Source organism: Pseudomonas sp. BRG-100 (genome assembly GCF_000737955.1).
In the GTDB taxonomy this organism is placed as follows: domain Bacteria; phylum Pseudomonadota; class Gammaproteobacteria; order Pseudomonadales; family Pseudomonadaceae; genus Aquipseudomonas; species Aquipseudomonas synxantha_A.
Map to the genome: position 1 here is coordinate 1,906,772 of NZ_JPRX01000001.1, position 17,868 is coordinate 1,924,639.

The 17,868-nt window shown below is 59.9% G+C and carries 15 protein-coding genes; 13 read left to right on the forward strand and 2 right to left on the reverse strand.

The window, feature by feature from the left end:
* Nucleotides 1–37: 37 nt before the first annotated feature.
* Entirely contained in the window at nucleotides 38–2,146 is a 2,109-nt protein-coding gene (locus tag JH25_RS18660; protein ID WP_032877531.1) for a molybdopterin oxidoreductase family protein, read from the reverse strand.
* Nucleotides 2,147–2,579: 433 nt separating this feature from the next.
* Between JH25_RS18660 and argF the strand changes: the two genes are divergently transcribed.
* Nucleotides 2,580–3,500: an ornithine carbamoyltransferase gene (argF, locus tag JH25_RS18655; RefSeq protein ID WP_032877533.1), complete on the forward strand. Its 921-nt coding sequence runs from the start codon at nucleotides 2,580–2,582 to the stop codon at nucleotides 3,498–3,500.
* Nucleotides 3,497–4,540 (forward strand): ABC transporter ATP-binding protein, encoded by a 1,044-nt coding sequence (locus tag JH25_RS18650; protein WP_032877535.1) that lies wholly within the window; start codon nucleotides 3,497–3,499, stop codon nucleotides 4,538–4,540. Before argF ends, JH25_RS18650 begins: the two co-directional genes overlap by 4 nt.
* Before the next feature lie 62 nt (nucleotides 4,541–4,602).
* Here JH25_RS18650 and ybaK read toward each other — a convergent pair whose 3' ends face one another.
* Nucleotides 4,603–5,073 carry a Cys-tRNA(Pro) deacylase gene (gene ybaK, locus JH25_RS18645; protein ID WP_005785257.1) on the reverse strand — a complete coding sequence of 157 codons (471 nt, stop codon included), beginning with the start codon at nucleotides 5,071–5,073 and terminating at the stop codon, nucleotides 4,603–4,605.
* Between the two features lie 327 nt (nucleotides 5,074–5,400).
* On the opposite strand from ybaK, the gene JH25_RS18640 reads away from it, so the two are divergent.
* The 11 genes from JH25_RS18640 (at nucleotide 5,401) to JH25_RS18590 (ending at nucleotide 17,856) form a co-directional block, all read left to right on the forward strand.
* On the forward strand, nucleotides 5,401–6,255 hold the full coding sequence (locus JH25_RS18640) for an MIP/aquaporin family protein (protein WP_032877537.1): 855 nt from the start codon (nucleotides 5,401–5,403) through the stop codon (nucleotides 6,253–6,255).
* 76 nt (nucleotides 6,256–6,331) lie between these two features.
* The gene (gene glpK, locus JH25_RS18635; protein ID WP_005785253.1) at nucleotides 6,332–7,837 is read left to right on the forward strand and encodes a glycerol kinase GlpK; all 1,506 of its coding nucleotides are present in this window, start codon (nucleotides 6,332–6,334) and stop codon (nucleotides 7,835–7,837) included.
* 73 nt (nucleotides 7,838–7,910) lie between these two features.
* Complete coding sequence (locus JH25_RS18630) at nucleotides 7,911–8,666, forward strand: DeoR/GlpR family transcriptional regulator (protein ID WP_003188962.1); 756 nt, start codon at nucleotides 7,911–7,913, stop codon at nucleotides 8,664–8,666.
* Nucleotides 8,667–8,942: 276 nt separating this feature from the next.
* The gene (gene glpD, locus JH25_RS18625) at nucleotides 8,943–10,481 is read left to right on the forward strand and encodes a glycerol-3-phosphate dehydrogenase (RefSeq protein ID WP_032877538.1); all 1,539 of its coding nucleotides are present in this window, start codon (nucleotides 8,943–8,945) and stop codon (nucleotides 10,479–10,481) included.
* Nucleotides 10,482–10,843: 362 nt separating this feature from the next.
* Nucleotides 10,844–11,770: a glutamate/aspartate ABC transporter substrate-binding protein gene (locus JH25_RS18620; RefSeq protein ID WP_005785249.1), complete on the forward strand. Its 927-nt coding sequence runs from the start codon at nucleotides 10,844–10,846 to the stop codon at nucleotides 11,768–11,770.
* 193 nt (nucleotides 11,771–11,963) lie between these two features.
* Entirely contained in the window at nucleotides 11,964–12,710 is a 747-nt protein-coding gene (locus tag JH25_RS18615; protein WP_003188956.1) for an amino acid ABC transporter permease, read from the forward strand.
* Nucleotides 12,710–13,381 (forward strand): amino acid ABC transporter permease, encoded by a 672-nt coding sequence (locus JH25_RS18610; RefSeq protein ID WP_003188954.1) that lies wholly within the window; start codon nucleotides 12,710–12,712, stop codon nucleotides 13,379–13,381. Before JH25_RS18615 ends, JH25_RS18610 begins: the two co-directional genes overlap by 1 nt.
* A complete protein-coding gene (locus JH25_RS18605; protein ID WP_003188952.1) occupies nucleotides 13,378–14,112 on the forward strand; it encodes an amino acid ABC transporter ATP-binding protein in 735 nt (244 codons plus the stop codon). The genes JH25_RS18610 and JH25_RS18605 overlap by 4 nt, the downstream gene beginning before the upstream one ends.
* Nucleotides 14,113–14,282: 170 nt before the next feature.
* Nucleotides 14,283–16,184: a sensor histidine kinase gene (locus JH25_RS18600; protein WP_032877539.1), complete on the forward strand. Its 1,902-nt coding sequence runs from the start codon at nucleotides 14,283–14,285 to the stop codon at nucleotides 16,182–16,184.
* Nucleotides 16,181–17,518, forward strand: a complete 1,338-nt coding sequence (locus JH25_RS18595; RefSeq protein WP_032877540.1) for a sigma-54-dependent transcriptional regulator — start codon at nucleotides 16,181–16,183, stop codon at nucleotides 17,516–17,518. Before JH25_RS18600 ends, JH25_RS18595 begins: the two co-directional genes overlap by 4 nt.
* On the forward strand, nucleotides 17,518–17,856 hold the full coding sequence (locus JH25_RS18590) for a GlpM family protein (protein ID WP_032877541.1): 339 nt from the start codon (nucleotides 17,518–17,520) through the stop codon (nucleotides 17,854–17,856). The genes JH25_RS18595 and JH25_RS18590 overlap by 1 nt, the downstream gene beginning before the upstream one ends.
* The last annotated feature ends 12 nt before the right edge of the window (nucleotides 17,857–17,868 follow it).

The window sequence follows — 17,868 nt, forward strand, 5'->3', positions numbered from 1 at the left end:
ATTGTAACGCAAAATCCCAGCGCAGTGCTCGGGCACCTCACGCAGCCGCCACTTGCACCGGCACCCCATTGAGCGCCGCATTACCCGATAACTCATCCAGTTGCCGCTCGTCGGTCAAGTCATTCGCACTCGCACCCGGCTGGCCGCTTGCGATGCTCATCTGCACGCCCGGACGATCATGACCCCAACCGTGAGGCAGGCTGACCACACCCGGCATCATGTCCGTGCTGGCCACGACTTCCACTTCGATCATGCCGATGCGCGAACTCACTCGCACTCGCTGGCCATCGCTCAACTGCCGACTGGCCAGATCGTCGGGGTGCATCAACAGTTGATGGCGCGGCTTGCCCTTCACCAGCCGGTGATAGTTATGCATCCACGAATTATTGCTGCGCACATGACGGCGACCAATCAGCAGCAGTTCGTCCACCGCAGGCACCGGTTGCGCGGCAAAACGCGACAGGTCCGCCAGGATCACCGGCGGTGCCGCCTGCACCTTGCCATCGGCGGTTTTCAGCCGCGCGCCCAGGTTTGGCTGGAGCGGGCCCAGGTCTACGCCGTGGGGGTGATCGGCCAGCATCGCCACCGACAGCTTATGTACAGACGCATCACCATAAGTGCCGGCGCGCAGCCCGAAATCGATCATTTGCGCGGGCGGCATTGTGGGTTTGAGTGACACGCCGGTCTGCGCCGCAAAGGCTTTGGCCAAGCCGACGAAAATTTCCCAATCGTGCAGCGCGCCTGCGGGTTTGGGCAGGATCGCGCGGTTGAAGCGCGTGACGTTGCGCACCGCGAACATGTTGAAGGTGGTGTCGTAGTGGTCATTTTCCAATGCCGATGTGGACGGCAGGATCAGGTCGGCATAACGCGTGGTTTCGTTGATGTAGAGATCGACACTGACCATGAACTCCAACCCATCCAGCGCCTGCTCCAGTTGACGGCCATTGGGCGTCGACAGGACCGGGTTGCCGGCCACCGTCACCAGGGCACGGATTTGCCCTTCACCTTCGGTGAGCATTTCTTCGGCCAAGGCTGACACCGGCAGTTCCCCGCCGTACTCGGGACGCCCGGACACGCGGCTCTGCCAGCGATTGAAATGCCCACCGCCAGTCGACGCCACCAGGTCCACCGCTGGTGTGGTGCACAACGCACCTCCCACCCGATCCAGGTTGCCGGTCACCAGGTTGATCAACTGCACCAGCCAATGACACAACGTGCCGAACGCCTGGGTCGAGACGCCCATGCGTCCGTAGCACACCGCTTTATCGGCGGCCGCAAAATCTCGCGCCAATTGACGGATCTGCTCGGCAGGCACTGCACATTGGCGGCTCATGGCCTCGGCGCTAAAGTTGGCGATCTCCCGGCGTACGTCGTCCAGGCCTTCGACCGGCAAATGGCTGGCGCGGGTCAGCCCTTCAGCAAACAGGGTGTTGAGCACCCCGAACAACAACGCCGCATCACCGCCGGGGCGTACGAACAAATGCTGATCGGCAATCGCCGCCGTCTCGCTGCGTCGAGGGTCGACCACCACCACTTTACCGCCCCGTGCCTGGATGGCTTTGAGGCGTTTCTCCACATCGGGCACGGTCATGATGCTGCCATTGGACGCCAGCGGGTTGCCACCCAGAATCAGCATGAAGTCGGTGTGGTCGATGTCCGGGATCGGCAGCAGCAAGCCATGGCCGTACATCAGGTGACTGGTCAGATGGTGGGGCAACTGGTCGACGGAGGTTGCAGAGAACCGGTTGCGCGTCTTCAAAAGGCCAAGAAAATAATTGCTGTGCGTCATCAGCCCATAGTTGTGCACGCTGGGGTTGCCTTGGTAAACCGCCACCGCGTTCTGGCCATGCCGGGCCTGGATACCCGCAAGGCGTTCGGCTACAAGCGCAAAGGCACTTTCCCATGAGATCGGCTGCCATTCGTTACCAACCCGCAGCATGGGCTGGTGGAGGCGGTCCGGGTCATTCTGGATATCCTGCAGCGCTACCGCCTTGGGGCAGATGTGTCCGCGGCTGAAGCTGTCCAGGGGGTCGCCCTTGATCGAGGTGATCGCCAGGCGACCGTCTTCGGCTTGAGTCGTTTCCAGGGTCAGGCCGCAGATGGCTTCGCACAGGTGGCAGGCACGGTGATGGAGAGTCTTGGTCATGGCCAGTCTCTTTATAAGGGCTTTGGCCAACTATGGCCCGCGACCGCCCAGGGCGCCAGCAACCTTCGCGCTGTGAATCGACGGGCATAGGCAAAGGCATGGCTAACCATGAGCAAATGTTTCAGAAGCCTCCCGCGCACCGACTAAAACCGGCACAACCTGGCCTGGGCCCGCCCCCGCGCATTGCAAAAGGTCTCGGCGCCAGTGTACAAATGGCCCGCTGCTGTCAGGAAATCGTCTTCAAACGCGCGTCAGCGCCCTGCTTGAACACTCTTAAAAACCGTAGCCCTATTGGTAAGACGCGACATTTAATGTCAATATCGCGCCTTCCCCTATTTCGTCGCCCCGTGCGGCTTTCGCCGCAGGTCTCGCCCGTTGTCACAATAAACAAGGCTTTGAGTATCTGCGGTCTGTTGCAAAAAGGTAGTTAATGATGAGCGCAAGGCACTTTCTCTCCCTGATGGATTGCACGCCCGAAGAGCTGGTCAGCGTGATCCGTCGAGGCATTGAGCTTAAAGACCTGCGTAACCGCGGCGTACTGTTTGAGCCCTTGAAAAACCGTGTACTGGGGATGATCTTCGAGAAGTCTTCGACTCGTACACGCCTGTCTTTCGAAGCCGGCATGATCCAGCTGGGTGGCCAGGCGATCTTCCTGTCCCCGCGTGATACCCAACTGGGCCGTGGCGAGCCGATCAGCGATTGCGCCATCGTTATGTCGCGGATGCTCGATGCCGTAATGATCCGTACCTTCGCCCACAGCACCCTGACCGAATTTGCCGCCAACTCGCGCGTGCCGGTGATCAACGGGCTGTCCGACGACCTGCACCCCTGCCAGTTGCTGGCCGACATGCAAACCTTCCTCGAACACCGCGGTTCGATCCAGGGCAAGACCGTGGCCTGGATCGGTGACGGCAACAACATGTGCAACAGCTATATAGAAGCGGCGATCCAGTTCGACTTCCACCTGCGTATCGCTTGCCCTGAAGGCTACGAGCCGAGCGCCGAGTTCATGGCCAAGGCCGATGGCCGCGTGCAGTTGCTGCGTGATCCGAAGGATGCGGTGGTCGGCGCACACCTGGTCAGCACCGACGTCTGGACCTCTATGGGCCAGGAAGACGAAACGGACAAGCGCCTGGCCCAGTTCGCACCTTTCCAGGTGACACGTGCCCTGCTCGATACCGCAGCGCCGGACGTACTGTTCATGCACTGCCTGCCTGCTCACCGAGGTGAGGAAATCAGCCTCGACCTGCTCGATGACCCACGCTCTGTCGCCTGGGACCAGGCAGAAAACCGCCTGCATGCGCAAAAAGCCTTGCTCGAGTTTCTCGTCCCACCGTCGTACCACCACGCATGAGCCAGCCATTACTGCTGAACCTGCGCAATCTGGCATGCGGCTATCAAGATCAACGGGTGGTGCAGAACCTCAACCTGCACCTCAATGCCGGCGACATCGGTTGCCTGCTTGGCTCGTCCGGTTGCGGCAAGACCACCACCTTGCGAGCCATTGCCGGCTTTGAACCGGTACACGAAGGCGAAATCAGCCTGGCGGGCGAAGTCATCTCCAGTGCAGGTTTCACCCTGGCACCGGAGAAACGGCGTATTGGCATGGTGTTCCAGGACTACGCACTGTTCCCGCATTTGAGCGTGGCAGACAACATCGTCTTTGGTATTCGCAAACATCCGCAAAAGGATCGTGTGGTCGCCGAGCTGCTGGAACTGGTGAACCTCAAGAATCTGGGCAAGCGCTTCCCTCATGAGCTTTCCGGTGGCCAGCAACAACGCGTCGCGCTCGCCCGCGCCCTGGCGCCAGAGCCGCAACTGTTGCTATTGGATGAACCCTTTTCCAACCTCGATGGCGAATTGCGCCGCAAGCTCAGCCATGAAGTGCGCGACATCCTCAAGGCACGCGGCACCAGTGCGATCCTGGTGACCCACGACCAGGAAGAAGCCTTCGCGGTCAGCGACCATGTCGGCGTGTTCAAGGAAGGTCGTCTGGAGCAATGGGACACGCCCTACAACCTTTACCACGAACCGCAGACGCCCTATGTCGCCAGCTTTATCGGGCAGGGTTACTTCATTCGAGGTCGCTTGAACTCACCGGAGTCAGTGAGCACCGAACTGGGAGACCTGCGCGGCAATCGCGCCTATACCTGGCCCACAGGTGGCGCGGTGGATGTATTGCTACGCCCGGACGACATCGTCTACGCGCCGGACAGCGCATTGAAAGCCCGGATCGTCGGCAAGACGTTCCAGGGCGCCTCGACCTTGTACCGGTTGCAACTGCCAACGGGCGCTCAGCTGGAATCGATTTTCCCCAGCCATGTTGATCAACAGGTGGGGGCGGACGTGGGGATTCGAGTGGCGGCCGAGCATCTGGTGCTGTTCCAGGCGTAAGCGGTTATACATGTGGGAGTGGGCAAGCCCCCTCCCCCATTAGATCTCCACACGGCTGATCATCAGGCCCGGCCGATGGCCGCGAATTTGGCTTGGGTATGTTCAGCCAGCACCGCGGCGGGCAATTCCACCTCCAGCCCTCGCCTCCCGGCACTGACAAAAATCGTTGCAAAGGGTTGCGCAGTTTCGTCGATAAACGTGCGCAAGCGCTTCTTCTGCCCCAGCGGGCTGATACCGCCCAACAGATAGCCAGTAGACCGCTGCGCTGCCGCCGGGTCTGCCATTTCGACCTTTTTTACGCCAGCCGCATGGGCAAGCGCCTTCAAGTCCAGACTTCCGACGACCGGCACCACCGCCACCAACAATTCGCCCTTCTCGCTGCTCGCCAATAACGTCTTGAACACCTGCGCCGGGTCGAGGCCCAATTTCTCCGCAGCTTCCAGACCATACGACGCCGCCTTGGGGTCATGTTCATAACTGTGAATGCGATGTTCGGCGCGAACTTTTTTCAACAAATCCAGTGCGGGCGTCATGGCGTCTCCGGCAGTGAAAACAGGTGCCCAATTCTAGGCCAAGCGCCGGCAAAACGCTCTAGTCCAAGCACTGCTGGGGCACAAGCTCGGTATAAAGGGCGTGATCATTCACCAGACCAATAGTTCGAAAGTGACCAATGGTTCACTTTCGACCTTTGACAGCGGTCATTCTTGTCTATATTTTTTCGTTTCCGAATACTGTAGGAATAGTCCATCAGTGCTCCAGCAGTAAGCCGCGGCTAAGGATGGGGATCCTCGTCACGGTGAAAATCGCGCAACCGCCCGTTGAGGCAGTGCGCCAGACAAGAACAACAACTGAGGTTTTCCATGACAACTGCTCTTCAACAGCCTTCACTTTCGAGCCAATGCATGGCCGAGTTCCTGGGCACTGCGCTGCTGATCTTCTTCGGTACCGGTTGCGTCGCTGCGCTCAAGGTCGCGGGTGCGAGCTTTGGGTTATGGGAAATCAGCATCATCTGGGGGATCGGTGTCAGCATGGCGATCTACCTGAGTGCCGGTATATCCGGGGCTCACCTCAACCCGGCGGTAAGTATCGCCCTGTGCCTTTTTGCCGACTTCGAAAAACGCAAACTGCCCTTCTATATTCTCGCCCAGGTCGCCGGCGCATTCTGCTCCGCCGCACTGGTGTACACGCTCTACAGCAATCTTTTTTTCGATTACGAACAAACCCACCAGATGGTCCGTGGCTCCCAGGCCAGCCTGGAACTGGCGTCGGTGTTCTCCACCTACCCCCATGCATTGCTGAGCACGGCCCAGGCATTCTTGGTGGAAATGGTCATCACCGCAATATTGATGGGCGTGATCATGGCCCTCACCGACGACAACAACGGCCTGCCTCGCGGCCCACTGGCCCCGCTGCTGATCGGTTTATTGATCGCCGTGATTGGTAGCGCCATGGGCCCGCTGACCGGCTTTGCGATGAACCCGGCACGGGACTTCGGGCCCAAGCTGATGACCTTTTTCGCCGGTTGGGGTGAAATGGCCTTTACTGGCGGTCGCGATATTCCTTACTTCCTGGTACCGATATTCGCCCCGATTGTCGGTGCTTGCCTCGGTGCTGCCGCCTATCGCGGGCTGATCGCTCGCCACCTGCCGAGCGCAGCACCTGCTATAGCTGAAACACCTGACACGGCTGTCGACGGCAAGACTCGTATTTCCTGAAAGCGCCAGCCTGGTCCCCTGCCCTTCACGGCCCAGGCTGATTTCTGACTTCCTTATTTCGTTCAAGGCAATTGACATGACCGACCTTCAGAATAAGAACTACATCATTGCCCTCGATCAGGGCACCACCAGTTCGCGGGCGATCATCTTCGATCGCGACGCCAACGTGGTGTGCACCGCGCAACGTGAATTCGTCCAACACTACCCGCAGGCCGGCTGGGTTGAGCATGACCCGATGGAAATCTTCGCCACCCAAAGCGCGGTGATGGTAGAGGCGCTGGCCCAGGCCGGTTTGCACCATGATCAGGTTGCCGCCATCGGTATCACCAACCAGCGTGAAACCACCGTGGTCTGGGATAAAATCACCGGTCGCCCGATCTACAACGCCATCGTCTGGCAGTGCCGACGCAGCACCGAAATTTGCCAGCAACTCAAGCGAGACGGCCATGAGCAGTACATCAGCGACACTACCGGTCTGGTTACCGACCCGTACTTCTCCGGCACCAAGCTCAAGTGGATCCTCGACAACGTCGAAGGCAGCCGCGAACGTGCGCGCAATGGCGAGCTGTTGTTCGGCACCGTCGACAGCTGGCTGATCTGGAAATTTACCGGCGGCAAGACCCACGTCACCGACTACACCAACGCGTCGCGCACCATGCTCTTTAACATCCACACACTGGAGTGGGATGCGAAGATGCTGGAGATTCTCGACATCCCGCGGGAAATGCTCCCCGAAGTGAAGTCGTCCTCCGAAATCTACGGCCGCACCAAAAGTGGCATCGCCATTGGCGGTATTGCCGGTGACCAACAGGCCGCGCTGTTCGGCCAGATGTGCGTCGAAGCCGGCCAGGCCAAGAACACCTATGGCACCGGTTGCTTCCTGCTGATGAACACCGGCGACAAGGCGGTGAAATCCAAGCACGGCATGCTCACCACCATCGCCTGCGGCCCCCGCGGTGAAGTGGCTTACGCTCTGGAAGGCGCGGTATTCAATGGTGGCTCCACTGTGCAATGGCTGCGTGACGAACTGAAAATCATCAACGACGCCCACGACACCGAATACTTCGCCGGCAAGGTCAAGGACAGCAACGGCGTGTATCTGGTACCCGCCTTTACCGGCCTGGGCGCACCGTACTGGGACCCGTATGCCCGTGGCGCGCTGTTCGGCCTGACACGAGGCGTACGCGTGGACCACATCATTCGTGCGGCGCTGGAGTCGATTGCCTACCAGACCCGCGACGTACTCGACGCCATGCAGCAGGACTCGGGCGAACGCCTCAAGGCCCTGCGCGTGGACGGTGGTGCGGTCGCCAACAACTTCCTGATGCAATTTCAGGCCGACATCCTCGGCACTCAGGTCGAACGCCCACAAATGCGCGAGACTACTGCCCTCGGCGCCGCCTACCTGGCTGGCCTGGCGTGTGGCTTCTGGGGCAGCCTGGAGGAGTTGCGTGGCAAGGCGGTGATCGAGCGCGAGTTCGAACCACAGCTGGATGAAGCGGCCAAAGAGAAACTCTACGCCGGCTGGCAAAAAGCGGTGAGCCGCACCCGTGACTGGGAACCGCACGAAGGCGCTGAATAAGGTTGTAACTGGCAGGGAGCGGATTCCTGCGTCATCATGGGCCACTTTTGTATGGCAGCCCAAAGGACGCCCCATGAATCTGCCTCCCCGCCAACAACAAATCCTCGAACTGGTCCGCGAACGCGGCTACGTCAGTATCGAGGAAATGGCGCAGCTATTCGTTGTCACCCCGCAAACCATCCGCCGCGATATCAACCAACTGGCGGACGCCAATCTGCTGCGCCGCTACCACGGCGGCGCGGCCTATGACTCCAGTGTCGAGAACACCGCGTACGCCATGCGGGCCGATCAGATGCGTGACGAGAAGCAACGCATCGGCGAAGCGATCGCCGCTCAGATTCCCGATCATGCCTCGCTGTTCATCAACATCGGCACCACCACCGAATCCATCGCTCGTGCGCTGCTCAATCACAGCCACCTGAAAATCATCACCAATAACCTCAACGTCGCCACCATGCTCAGTGCCAAGGACGACTTCGATGTGTTGCTGACCGGCGGCAACGTGCGCCGCGATGGCGGTGTGGTGGGCCAGGCCAGTGTCGACTTCATCAATCAGTTCAAGGTCGACTTTGCCCTGGTAGGTATCAGCGGGATCGACGAGGACGGCAGCCTGCTGGACTTCGATTACCAGGAGGTACGGGTTTCCCAGGCCATCATCGCCAATGCGCGGCAGGTGATCCTGGCGGCGGACTCCAGCAAATTCGGGCGCAATGCGATGATTCGCCTGGGGCCCATCAGCCTGGTGGATTGCCTGGTGACTGACCAGCAGCCGGTGCCCGCATTGGTGCAAGTGTTAAATGAGCATAAGGTGCGGCTCGAGGTCGTGTAGCGCCTGCACTGCCGCCATCGGGAGCAAGCCCCCTCCCACATTTTGAGCTGTGAACACATACCAAAGTGGGAGGGGGCTTGCTCCCGATGGCGATCTATCCAGCACTCAACCTCTTGAGTCCTCCCTCAACTCATGTTCACAATTCTTCCTTTTCCCACCCTTCGATGAGTTTTTTCAATCGAAGTCAGCTGGCTGTGCCTGCATTTATCAGCTACCATTTTCGTAAATGAACATTAATGTTCGAATTCCAAGACGAAAAGATCGCGAGGCTAGCCGATGAACCCTTCCACCTTGCCTGCTCCACCGCTTGCCGAAGTCTATGACATTGCCGTAATTGGTGGCGGGATCAACGGCGTCGGCATTGCAGCAGACGCAGCCGGTCGCGGGTTGTCGGTATTCCTTTGCGAAAAGGATGACTTGGCCAGCCACACGTCTTCGGCCAGCAGCAAGCTGATCCACGGTGGTCTGCGTTATCTGGAACATTACGAATTCCGCCTGGTGCGTGAAGCCCTCGCCGAGCGTGAAGTACTGCTGGCCAAGGCCCCGCACATCGTCAAGCAAATGCGCTTCGTACTGCCACACCGCCCGCACCTGCGCCCGGCGTGGATGATTCGTGCCGGTCTGTTCCTTTATGACCACTTGGGCAAGCGCGAAAAGCTGGCAGGTTCCAAAAGCCTCAAGTTCGGCGCCGACAGCCCGCTCAAAAGCGAAATCACCAAGGGCTTTGAATACTCCGACTGCTGGGTCGACGACGCCCGCCTGGTGGTACTCAACGCCATGGCTGCCCGCGAAAAAGGCGCGCACATCCACACGCAGACCCGTTGCGTCAGCGCCAAGCGCAGCAACGGCATGTGGGAAATGAACATGGAACGTGCCGACGGCAGCCTGTTCTCGATCCGCGCACGCGCGCTGGTGAATGCCGCCGGCCCGTGGGTAGCCAAATTCATCAGGGACGACCTGAAGCTGGATTCGCCTTACGGCATCCGCTTGATCCAGGGCAGCCACCTGATCGTGCCAAGACTGTACGAGGGCGCCCACGCGCATATCCTGCAGAACGAAGACCAACGCATCGTCTTCACCATTCCGTACCTGAACCACCTGACCATCATCGGCACCACCGACCGCGAATACACGGGCGACCCGGCTAAAGTAGCGATTACCGAAGGTGAAACCGACTACATGCTCAAAGTGGTCAACGCGCACTTCAAGAAGCAGCTGAGCCGCGAGGATATCGTCCACACGTATTCCGGCGTGCGCCCACTGTGCAATGACGAGTCGGACAACCCATCGGCCATTACGCGTGACTACACCCTGTCGCTGTCCGGCGGCTCCGGCGAAGCGCCGATCCTGTCGGTATTCGGCGGCAAGCTGACCACCTATCGCAAGCTGGCCGAATCGGCCATGGCCCAACTGGCGCCGTACTTTACCCAGATGCGCCCAAGCTGGACCGCCACCGCCAGCCTGCCCGGCGGCGAAAACATGAGCACGCCTGAAGCGCTGGCCGAAGCCATCCGCAACAAGTTCGACTGGGTGCCGAGCGAGATCGCCCGTCGCTGGTCCACCACTTATGGCAGCCGCACCTGGCGCCTATTGGAAGGCGTGCAATCGCTGGCCGACCTCGGTGACCACCTGGGTGGCGGCCTGTATACCCGCGAAGTCGACTACCTGTGCGCCGAAGAGTGGGTGACCCAACCGCAGGACGTGCTGTGGCGCCGTACCAAGCTTGGCCTGTTCACCACACCTCAGGAGCAGGAAAACCTGCAGCGTTACCTGTCCAAGGTCGAGCAGAGCCGCAGCAAGATCGAAGCGGCCTGACCGCCCAATTGTAGGAGCGAGCTTGCTCGCGAAAAACCTGAGAGCGCCGCGTTTATTCAGCATAAACGCGGCGTTTTTGCGTTTTTCGCGAGCAAGCTCGCCCCTACGGACTATTCGGTTTTCCGAACACACCCCTCCACCCTATTCGGTTTGCCGGACCTCCGCCTGAAAATATCGCCGAAACAAAAAGTTAATCTCCATATAAATCATGTAGTTAACCTTTTATTTTCGGTATGGCACGACTCATGCTCTACACTCTCTGACGATTACCTGAGGCGCCTTAGGAGCCGTCACGGGCATTCGCTATACAAGAGAGCCGTTCACCTGGCTTCATAAAAAAAACAAATGTCGAGGAAGTATTGATGCGTATCGTTCCCCATATCCTGGGCGCAGCTATCGCTGCTGCTCTGATCAGCACTCCAGTTTTCGCCGCAGAACTCACCGGCACGCTGAAGAAAATCAACGACTCCGGCACCATCACTCTCGCTCACCGCGACAGCTCTATTCCGTTTTCCTACATTGCGGATGGTTCGGGCAAACCCGTGGGCTACTCCCACGACATTCAGTTGGCCGTCGTTGAACAACTGAAAAAAGACCTGAACAAACCCGACCTGAAAGCCAAATACAACCTGGTGACCTCGCAAACCCGTATCCCGTTGATCCAGAACGGCACCGCGGATCTGGAGTGCGGCTCCACCACCAACAACGCCGAACGCGCCCAGCAAGTCGACTTCACCGTCAACATCTTCGAAATCGGCACCCGCCTGCTGGTCAAGAAAGACAAGGAAGGCAAGCCGTCCTACGCTGACTTTGCCGACCTCAAAGGCAAGAACGTCGTGACCACCGCCGGCACCACGTCCGAGCGCATCATCAAGGCGATGAACGCCGACAAGCAGATGGGCATGAACGTTATCTCCGCCAAAGACCACGGCGAATCCTTCCAGATGCTCGAAAGCGGCCGTGCCGTTGCGTTCATGATGGACGACGCGCTGCTGGCCGGCGAAGAAGCCAAGGCCAAGAAGCCGGATGACTGGGTTATCACCGGCACTCCGCAGTCCTTCGAAGCCTATGCTTGCATGGTTCGCAAAGGCGACCCGGACTTCAAGAAAGCCGTGGATGACGCCATTGTCGCCCTGTACAAGTCCGGCGAGATCAACAAGATCTACGCCAAATGGTTCGAAAGCCCAATCCCACCGAAGGGCCTGAACCTGAACTTCCCGATGAGCGACAAGGTCAAGGAGCTGATCGCCAACCCAAGCGACAAACCAGCGCCAGAAGTAAAAATCTGATACCTGACTAAGCTTATCTCCTGAGGGAGCCAACCCTCCCTCAGGCGTCTGTAATTACCTGCTAGCTTCAACTTGGAACACTCGACCTGGCGGTTTTCGAGCCGATCGCGTGTGCCTGGCATTCATTGTCGGGCGGAAAAGGATCTTCCCAAGCGGGTGCTTGTACATCGATCGATCTCGAGGGGAGACCCTAATGAATTACAACTGGGACTGGGGCGTGTTCTTCAAGTCCACCGGCGTGGGCAGCGAGACTTATCTCGACTGGTACCTCTCCGGGCTGGGCTGGACCATCGCCATCGCCATCGTGGCATGGATTATCGCCTTGCTGCTGGGCTCCATTCTGGGGGTCATGCGCACGGTGCCAAACCGCCTCGTGTCGGGCATTGCGACCTGCTACGTAGAACTGTTTCGTAACGTGCCGCTGCTGGTTCAGCTGTTCATCTGGTACTTCCTGGTACCGGACATGCTGCCGCAAAACCTGCAGGACTGGTACAAACAAGACCTGAACCCGACCACCTCGGCCTACCTGAGCGTTGTGGTGTGCCTGGGCCTGTTCACCGCCGCCCGTGTGTGTGAGCAAGTACGTACAGGCATCCAGGCGCTGCCACGTGGCCAGGAATCCGCCGCGCGCGCCATGGGCTTCAAGCTGCCGCAGATCTACTGGAACGTGCTGCTGCCCCAGGCGTATCGCATCATCATTCCACCGCTTACCTCCGAATTCCTCAACGTGTTCAAGAACTCCTCCGTGGCGTCCTTGATCGGCTTGATGGAACTGCTGGCGCAAACCAAACAGACCGCCGAGTTTTCGGCCAACCTGTTTGAAGCCTTCACCCTGGCCACGCTGATCTACTTCACCCTGAACATGAGCCTGATGCTGCTGATGCGCGTAGTGGAGAAGAAAGTCGCAGTGCCCGGCCTGATCTCCGTGGGGGGTAAATAATGGACTTCGATTTCAGCGGCATCATCCCCGCCATCCCGGGCCTGTGGAACGGCATGGTCATGACCTTGAAGCTGATGGTCATGGGCGTGGTCGGCGGCATCATCATCGGGACCATCCTGGCCCTGATGCGCTTGTCGTCCAATAAACTGCTGTCGCGTGTGGCCGGCGCCTATGTGAACTACTTCCGCTCGATCCCGCTGCTGCTGGTGATCACCTGGTTCTACCTGGCGGTGCCGTTCGTACTGCGCTGGATCACCGGCGAAGACACGCCGATCGGTGCGTTCACTTCCTGCGTCGTGGCATTCATGATGTTCGAGGCTGCGTACTTCTGCGAAATCGTGCGGGCCGGCGTGCAGTCGATCCCCAAGGGCCAGATGGCAGCGGCACAAGCGATGGGCATGACCTACGGCCAGACCATGCGCCTGATCATCCTGCCCCAGGCGTTCCGCAAGATGACGCCGTTGCTGCTGCAACAGTCGATCATCCTGTTCCAGGACACCTCCCTGGTCTACACCGTGGGCCTGGTGGACTTCCTCAACTCCGCCCGCTCCAACGGCGACATCATCGGCCGCTCCAATGAGTTCCTGATCTTTGCCGGTGTCGTCTACTTCATCATCAGCTTTTCCGCCTCGCTGCTGGTCAAGCGTCTGCAAAAAAGGTTTGCCGTATGATCTCTATCAAGAACATCAACAAGTGGTATGGCGACTTCCAGGTGCTGACCGATTGCAGCACCGAGGTTAAAAAAGGCGAAGTGATCGTGGTGTGCGGGCCCTCCGGCTCGGGCAAGTCCACCCTGATCAAGTGCGTCAACGCGCTGGAACCGTTCCAGAAGGGCGACATTGTGGTCGATGGCACCTCCATCGCCGACCCGAAGACCAACCTGCCAAAACTGCGTTCACGCGTTGGCATGGTGTTCCAGCACTTCGAGCTGTTCCCGCACCTGACTATCACTGAAAACCTGACCATCGCGCAGATCAAGGTGCTGGGCCGCAGCAAGGAAGAAGCCACCAAGAAGGGCCTGCAACTGCTCGACCGCGTGGGCTTGTCGGCACACGCCCACAAGCACCCTGGCCAGCTCTCCGGCGGCCAGCAGCAACGTGTGGCGATTGCCCGCGCCCTGGCCATGGACCCGATCGTCATGCTGTTCGACGAGCCGACCTCGGCGCTGGACCCGGAAATGGTCAACGAAGTGCTCGACGTGATGGTGCAACTGGCCCATGAAGGCATGACCATGATGTGCGTGACCCACGAAATGGGCTTCGCCCGCAAAGTGGCCGACCGCGTGATTTTCATGGACGCCGGCAAGATCATCGAAGACTGCCCGAAAGAAGAGTTCTTCGGCGACATCAGCGCACGCTCCGAACGTGCGCAGCACTTCCTTGAGAAAATCCTGCAGCACTAAGTACTAAACAGCTCCCACTGTAGGAATATGGCCAATGTGGGAGGGGGCTTGCCCCCGATAGCGGTGGATCAGTGACAGATGTATCGACTGACACACTGCTATCGGGGGCAAGCCCCCTCCCACACTGGATCGCACAGGCTGGCAGCTCTGGTTGACCCAAGGCATCTGTGATGAAATGCGACCCCAATCAATATCGCGCCGCGCCGCCATCACTTGCCGTGAAGCCTCGTCTGATACGCCAACTGTTCCTGCCGCCGTTGATCATCGCCCTGATGATCGGCCTGGGTTATATCGGCTTTTGGGTCAGCGAGTACTATGGTATCCGCACCCTCAGCGACAACGGCGAACGCCAGTTGGAGTTGCACGCCCGCACCGTCGAAAGTGAACTGAGCAAATACACCTACCTGCCCAGCCTGCTGGAGCTGGAGTCCAGCGTGTCGCAATTGCTGGCCGAGCCGAACCAGGAAACCCGCAAAACGGTCAACGACTACCTTGAGGGCCTGAATCGTCGCAGTCGCAGCCGAGCCATCTACGTGATGGACACCACCGGCCGCGTGCTGGCCACCAGTAACTGGCGCGATGCCGACAGTTACCAGGGTGAGGACCTGTCTTTTCGCGCCTATTTCCAGAATGCCGTACGCGGCCAGCCCGGCCGTTTCTACGGTATCGGCAGCACCAACGGCGAACCCGGCTATTACCTGGCCCATGGCCTGGAAGAGCACGGCAAGATCATCGGCGTCGCCGTGGTCAAGGTGCGCCTCGAAGCCCTCGAAGAACGCTGGCAGCGCGCCCGTCTCGAGGCGTTCGTGAGCGACGAGAATGGCATCATCATTCTGTCCAGTGACCCGGCGCGCCGCCTCAAGGCTGTACGCCCGCTGAGCGATGACACCAAGGATCGCCTGGCCCACAGCCTGCAATATTACTGGGCGACGCTCAATGAACTGCAACCCCTGGCCCGCGAGCGCCTGAACGAAGGCACCGAGAAACTGACCTTCCCGGCCAATTCGGAAGTGGTCAACGACCAGCACGCCGTCAGCTACCTGGCGCAAACCCGACCGCTCAACGACACGCCGTGGAATTTCACCCTGCTCACCCCGCTCAATGATCTGCGCCGTGCCGCGATCAATCAGGGCATCCTGGTGGCAGTTGCCTTCGGCCTTGTCGCCTTCCTGCTGATTGCCTGGAACGAGCGACGCAAGGTCATCGCCACCCGCCTCGCCGCTCGGGAAGCCCTGCAGGAAGCCAACAGCCAACTGGAGCGGCGGATCGCCGAACGCACCGCCGACCTGCGCGCCAGTAACGAACGGCTCAAGGGCCAGATCCGCGAACGGCGCCAGGCCGAAGAGACCCTGCGCCGCGCCCAGGACGAACTGGTGCAGGCCGGCAAACTCGCCGCCATCGGCCAGATGTCCACCAGCATCGCCCACGAGTTGAACCAGCCGCTGGCCGCGCTGCGCACCCTGTCCGGCAATACCGTGCGCTTCCTTGAGCGCGGCGCCCTGGACACCGCCAGCACCAACCTCAAGACCATCAACGAACTGATCGACCGCATGGGCCGTATCACCGCCAGCCTGCGCTCGTTCGCCCGGCGCGGCGATGACCAGGGCGAAGCCAGCCTGGGCAAGGCCGTGGACGCTGCGTTCCAGGTGCTGGGCGCACGCCTGGACGGTTTGCCACTGACCTTGCACCGCGACTTCGCACCCGCCCAGTTGCAGATCGACCAGACACGCCTGGAACAGATTCTGGTCAACCTGATCGGTAATGCTCTGGACGCGATGCAGACGCAACCGGCGCCGCAATTGTGGTTGGAGGGCCAGAGTACCGAGGGCAAATACCGCCTGCTGGTACGCGACAATGGTCACGGCATCGCCCCTGAGGCACGCAAGCATTTGTTCGAACCCTTCTTCACCACCAAGCCCGGCGAACAAGGCCTGGGCCTGGGCCTGACCCTGTCCGCGAGCCTCGCAGCCGCGACCGGTGGCAGCCTGGCCGTGGAACACCCGGCCGGTGGTGGTACTGCCTTTGTCCTTAACCTGCCGCTGGCGGGCGCTAAAAAAGTTGAGTCGACATGAATACTGATCCCCAAGAACTGACCGTGCTGATCGTCGAAGATGATCCCCACGTGCTGCTCGGTTGCCAACAGGCCCTGGCGCTGGAAGACATCCACAGCGTCGGCGTGGGCAGCGCCGAAGAAGCGCTCAAACGTATCGGCGAAAACTTTGCCGGCATCGTCATCAGCGATATTCGCCTGCCGGGCATCGATGGTCTGGAGCTGCTGACCCGCCTCAAGGCGTTGGATAAAAGCCTGCCGGTGGTCCTGATTACCGGGCATGGCGATATTTCCATGGCCGTCGGCGCCATGCGCAACGGCGCCTACGATTTCATGGAAAAACCCTTCTCTCCCGAGCGCCTGGTCGATGTTGCCCGTCGCGCCCTGGAGCAGCGTGGGCTGGCGCGAGAGGTCTGGTCACTGCGCCGCCAGTTGGCCGAGCGTGATTCGCTGGAAGGCCGCATCATTGGCCGCTCGCCGGCGATGCAGAACCTGCGCGAGCTGATCGCCAACGTCGCCGACACGTCGGCCAACGTGCTGATCGAAGGTGAGACTGGCACTGGCAAGGAGCTGGTTGCCCGTTGCCTGCATGATTTCAGCCGACGCCACTCCCATCAGTTCGTCGCCTTGAACTGCGGGGGCCTGCCGGAAAACCTGTTCGAAAGCGAAATTTTCGGCCACGAGGCCAATGCCTTCACCGGCGCCGGCAAACGCCGCATCGGCAAGATCGAACACGCCCACCAAGGCACGCTGTTCCTCGATGAAGTGGAAAGTATGCCGATCAACCTGCAGATCAAACTGCTGCGCGTGCTGCAGGAACGCACCCTGGAGCGCCTGGGTTCGAACCAGAGTGTGGCAGTGGATTGCCGGGTAATCGCTGCCACCAAGTCCGACCTCGACGAACTGAGCCGCGCCAACCAGTTCCGCAGCGACCTGTACTACCGCCTCAACGTGGTCACCCTGGAACTGCCGCCTTTGCGCGAGCGGCGCGAAGACATCCTGCAACTGTTCGAACACTTCCTGCAGCAATCGTCGCTGCGCTTCGACCGGGCGGTGCCGGAGCTGGACAACCAGACCTTGTCGAGCCTGATGAGCCACGACTGGCCGGGCAACGTGCGTGAACTGCGCAACGTCGCCGAACGTTTTGCCCTGGGGCTGCCCGCCTTCAAGAAAAGCGGCGCCAGCAGCGGCAACCATGGCCTGGCCTTTACCGAAGCGGTAGAAGCCTTTGAGCGCAACCTGCTGGTGGACGCCCTGCAGCGTAGCGGCGGCAACCTGACCCAGGCCAGCCAGGAATTGGGCATGGCCAAGACCACGCTGTTCGACAAGGTCAAGAAATACGGGTTGAGCCACTGATGGATCTGTTCTTGAAGGCCGCACTTGGCGCGGCGGTGGTGCTGATCCTGGCGGCACTGGCCAAGACCAAAAACTATTACATCGCAGGCTTGGTGCCACTGTTTCCGACCTTCGCGCTGATCGCCCACTACATCGTCGGCAAAGGGCGTTCGGTGGAGGATTTGAAGACCACCATCGTGTTCGGGATGTGGTCGATCATTCCGTACTTCGTGTACCTGGCGACCTTGTATGTGATGGTCGATCGGATGCGGCTGGAGGCATCACTGGCAGTGGCTGCCGTGGCCTGGTTGGTGGCCGCGACGATCCTGGTCAGCATCTGGGTTCGCCTCCACTCCTGACTCAACTCGGTC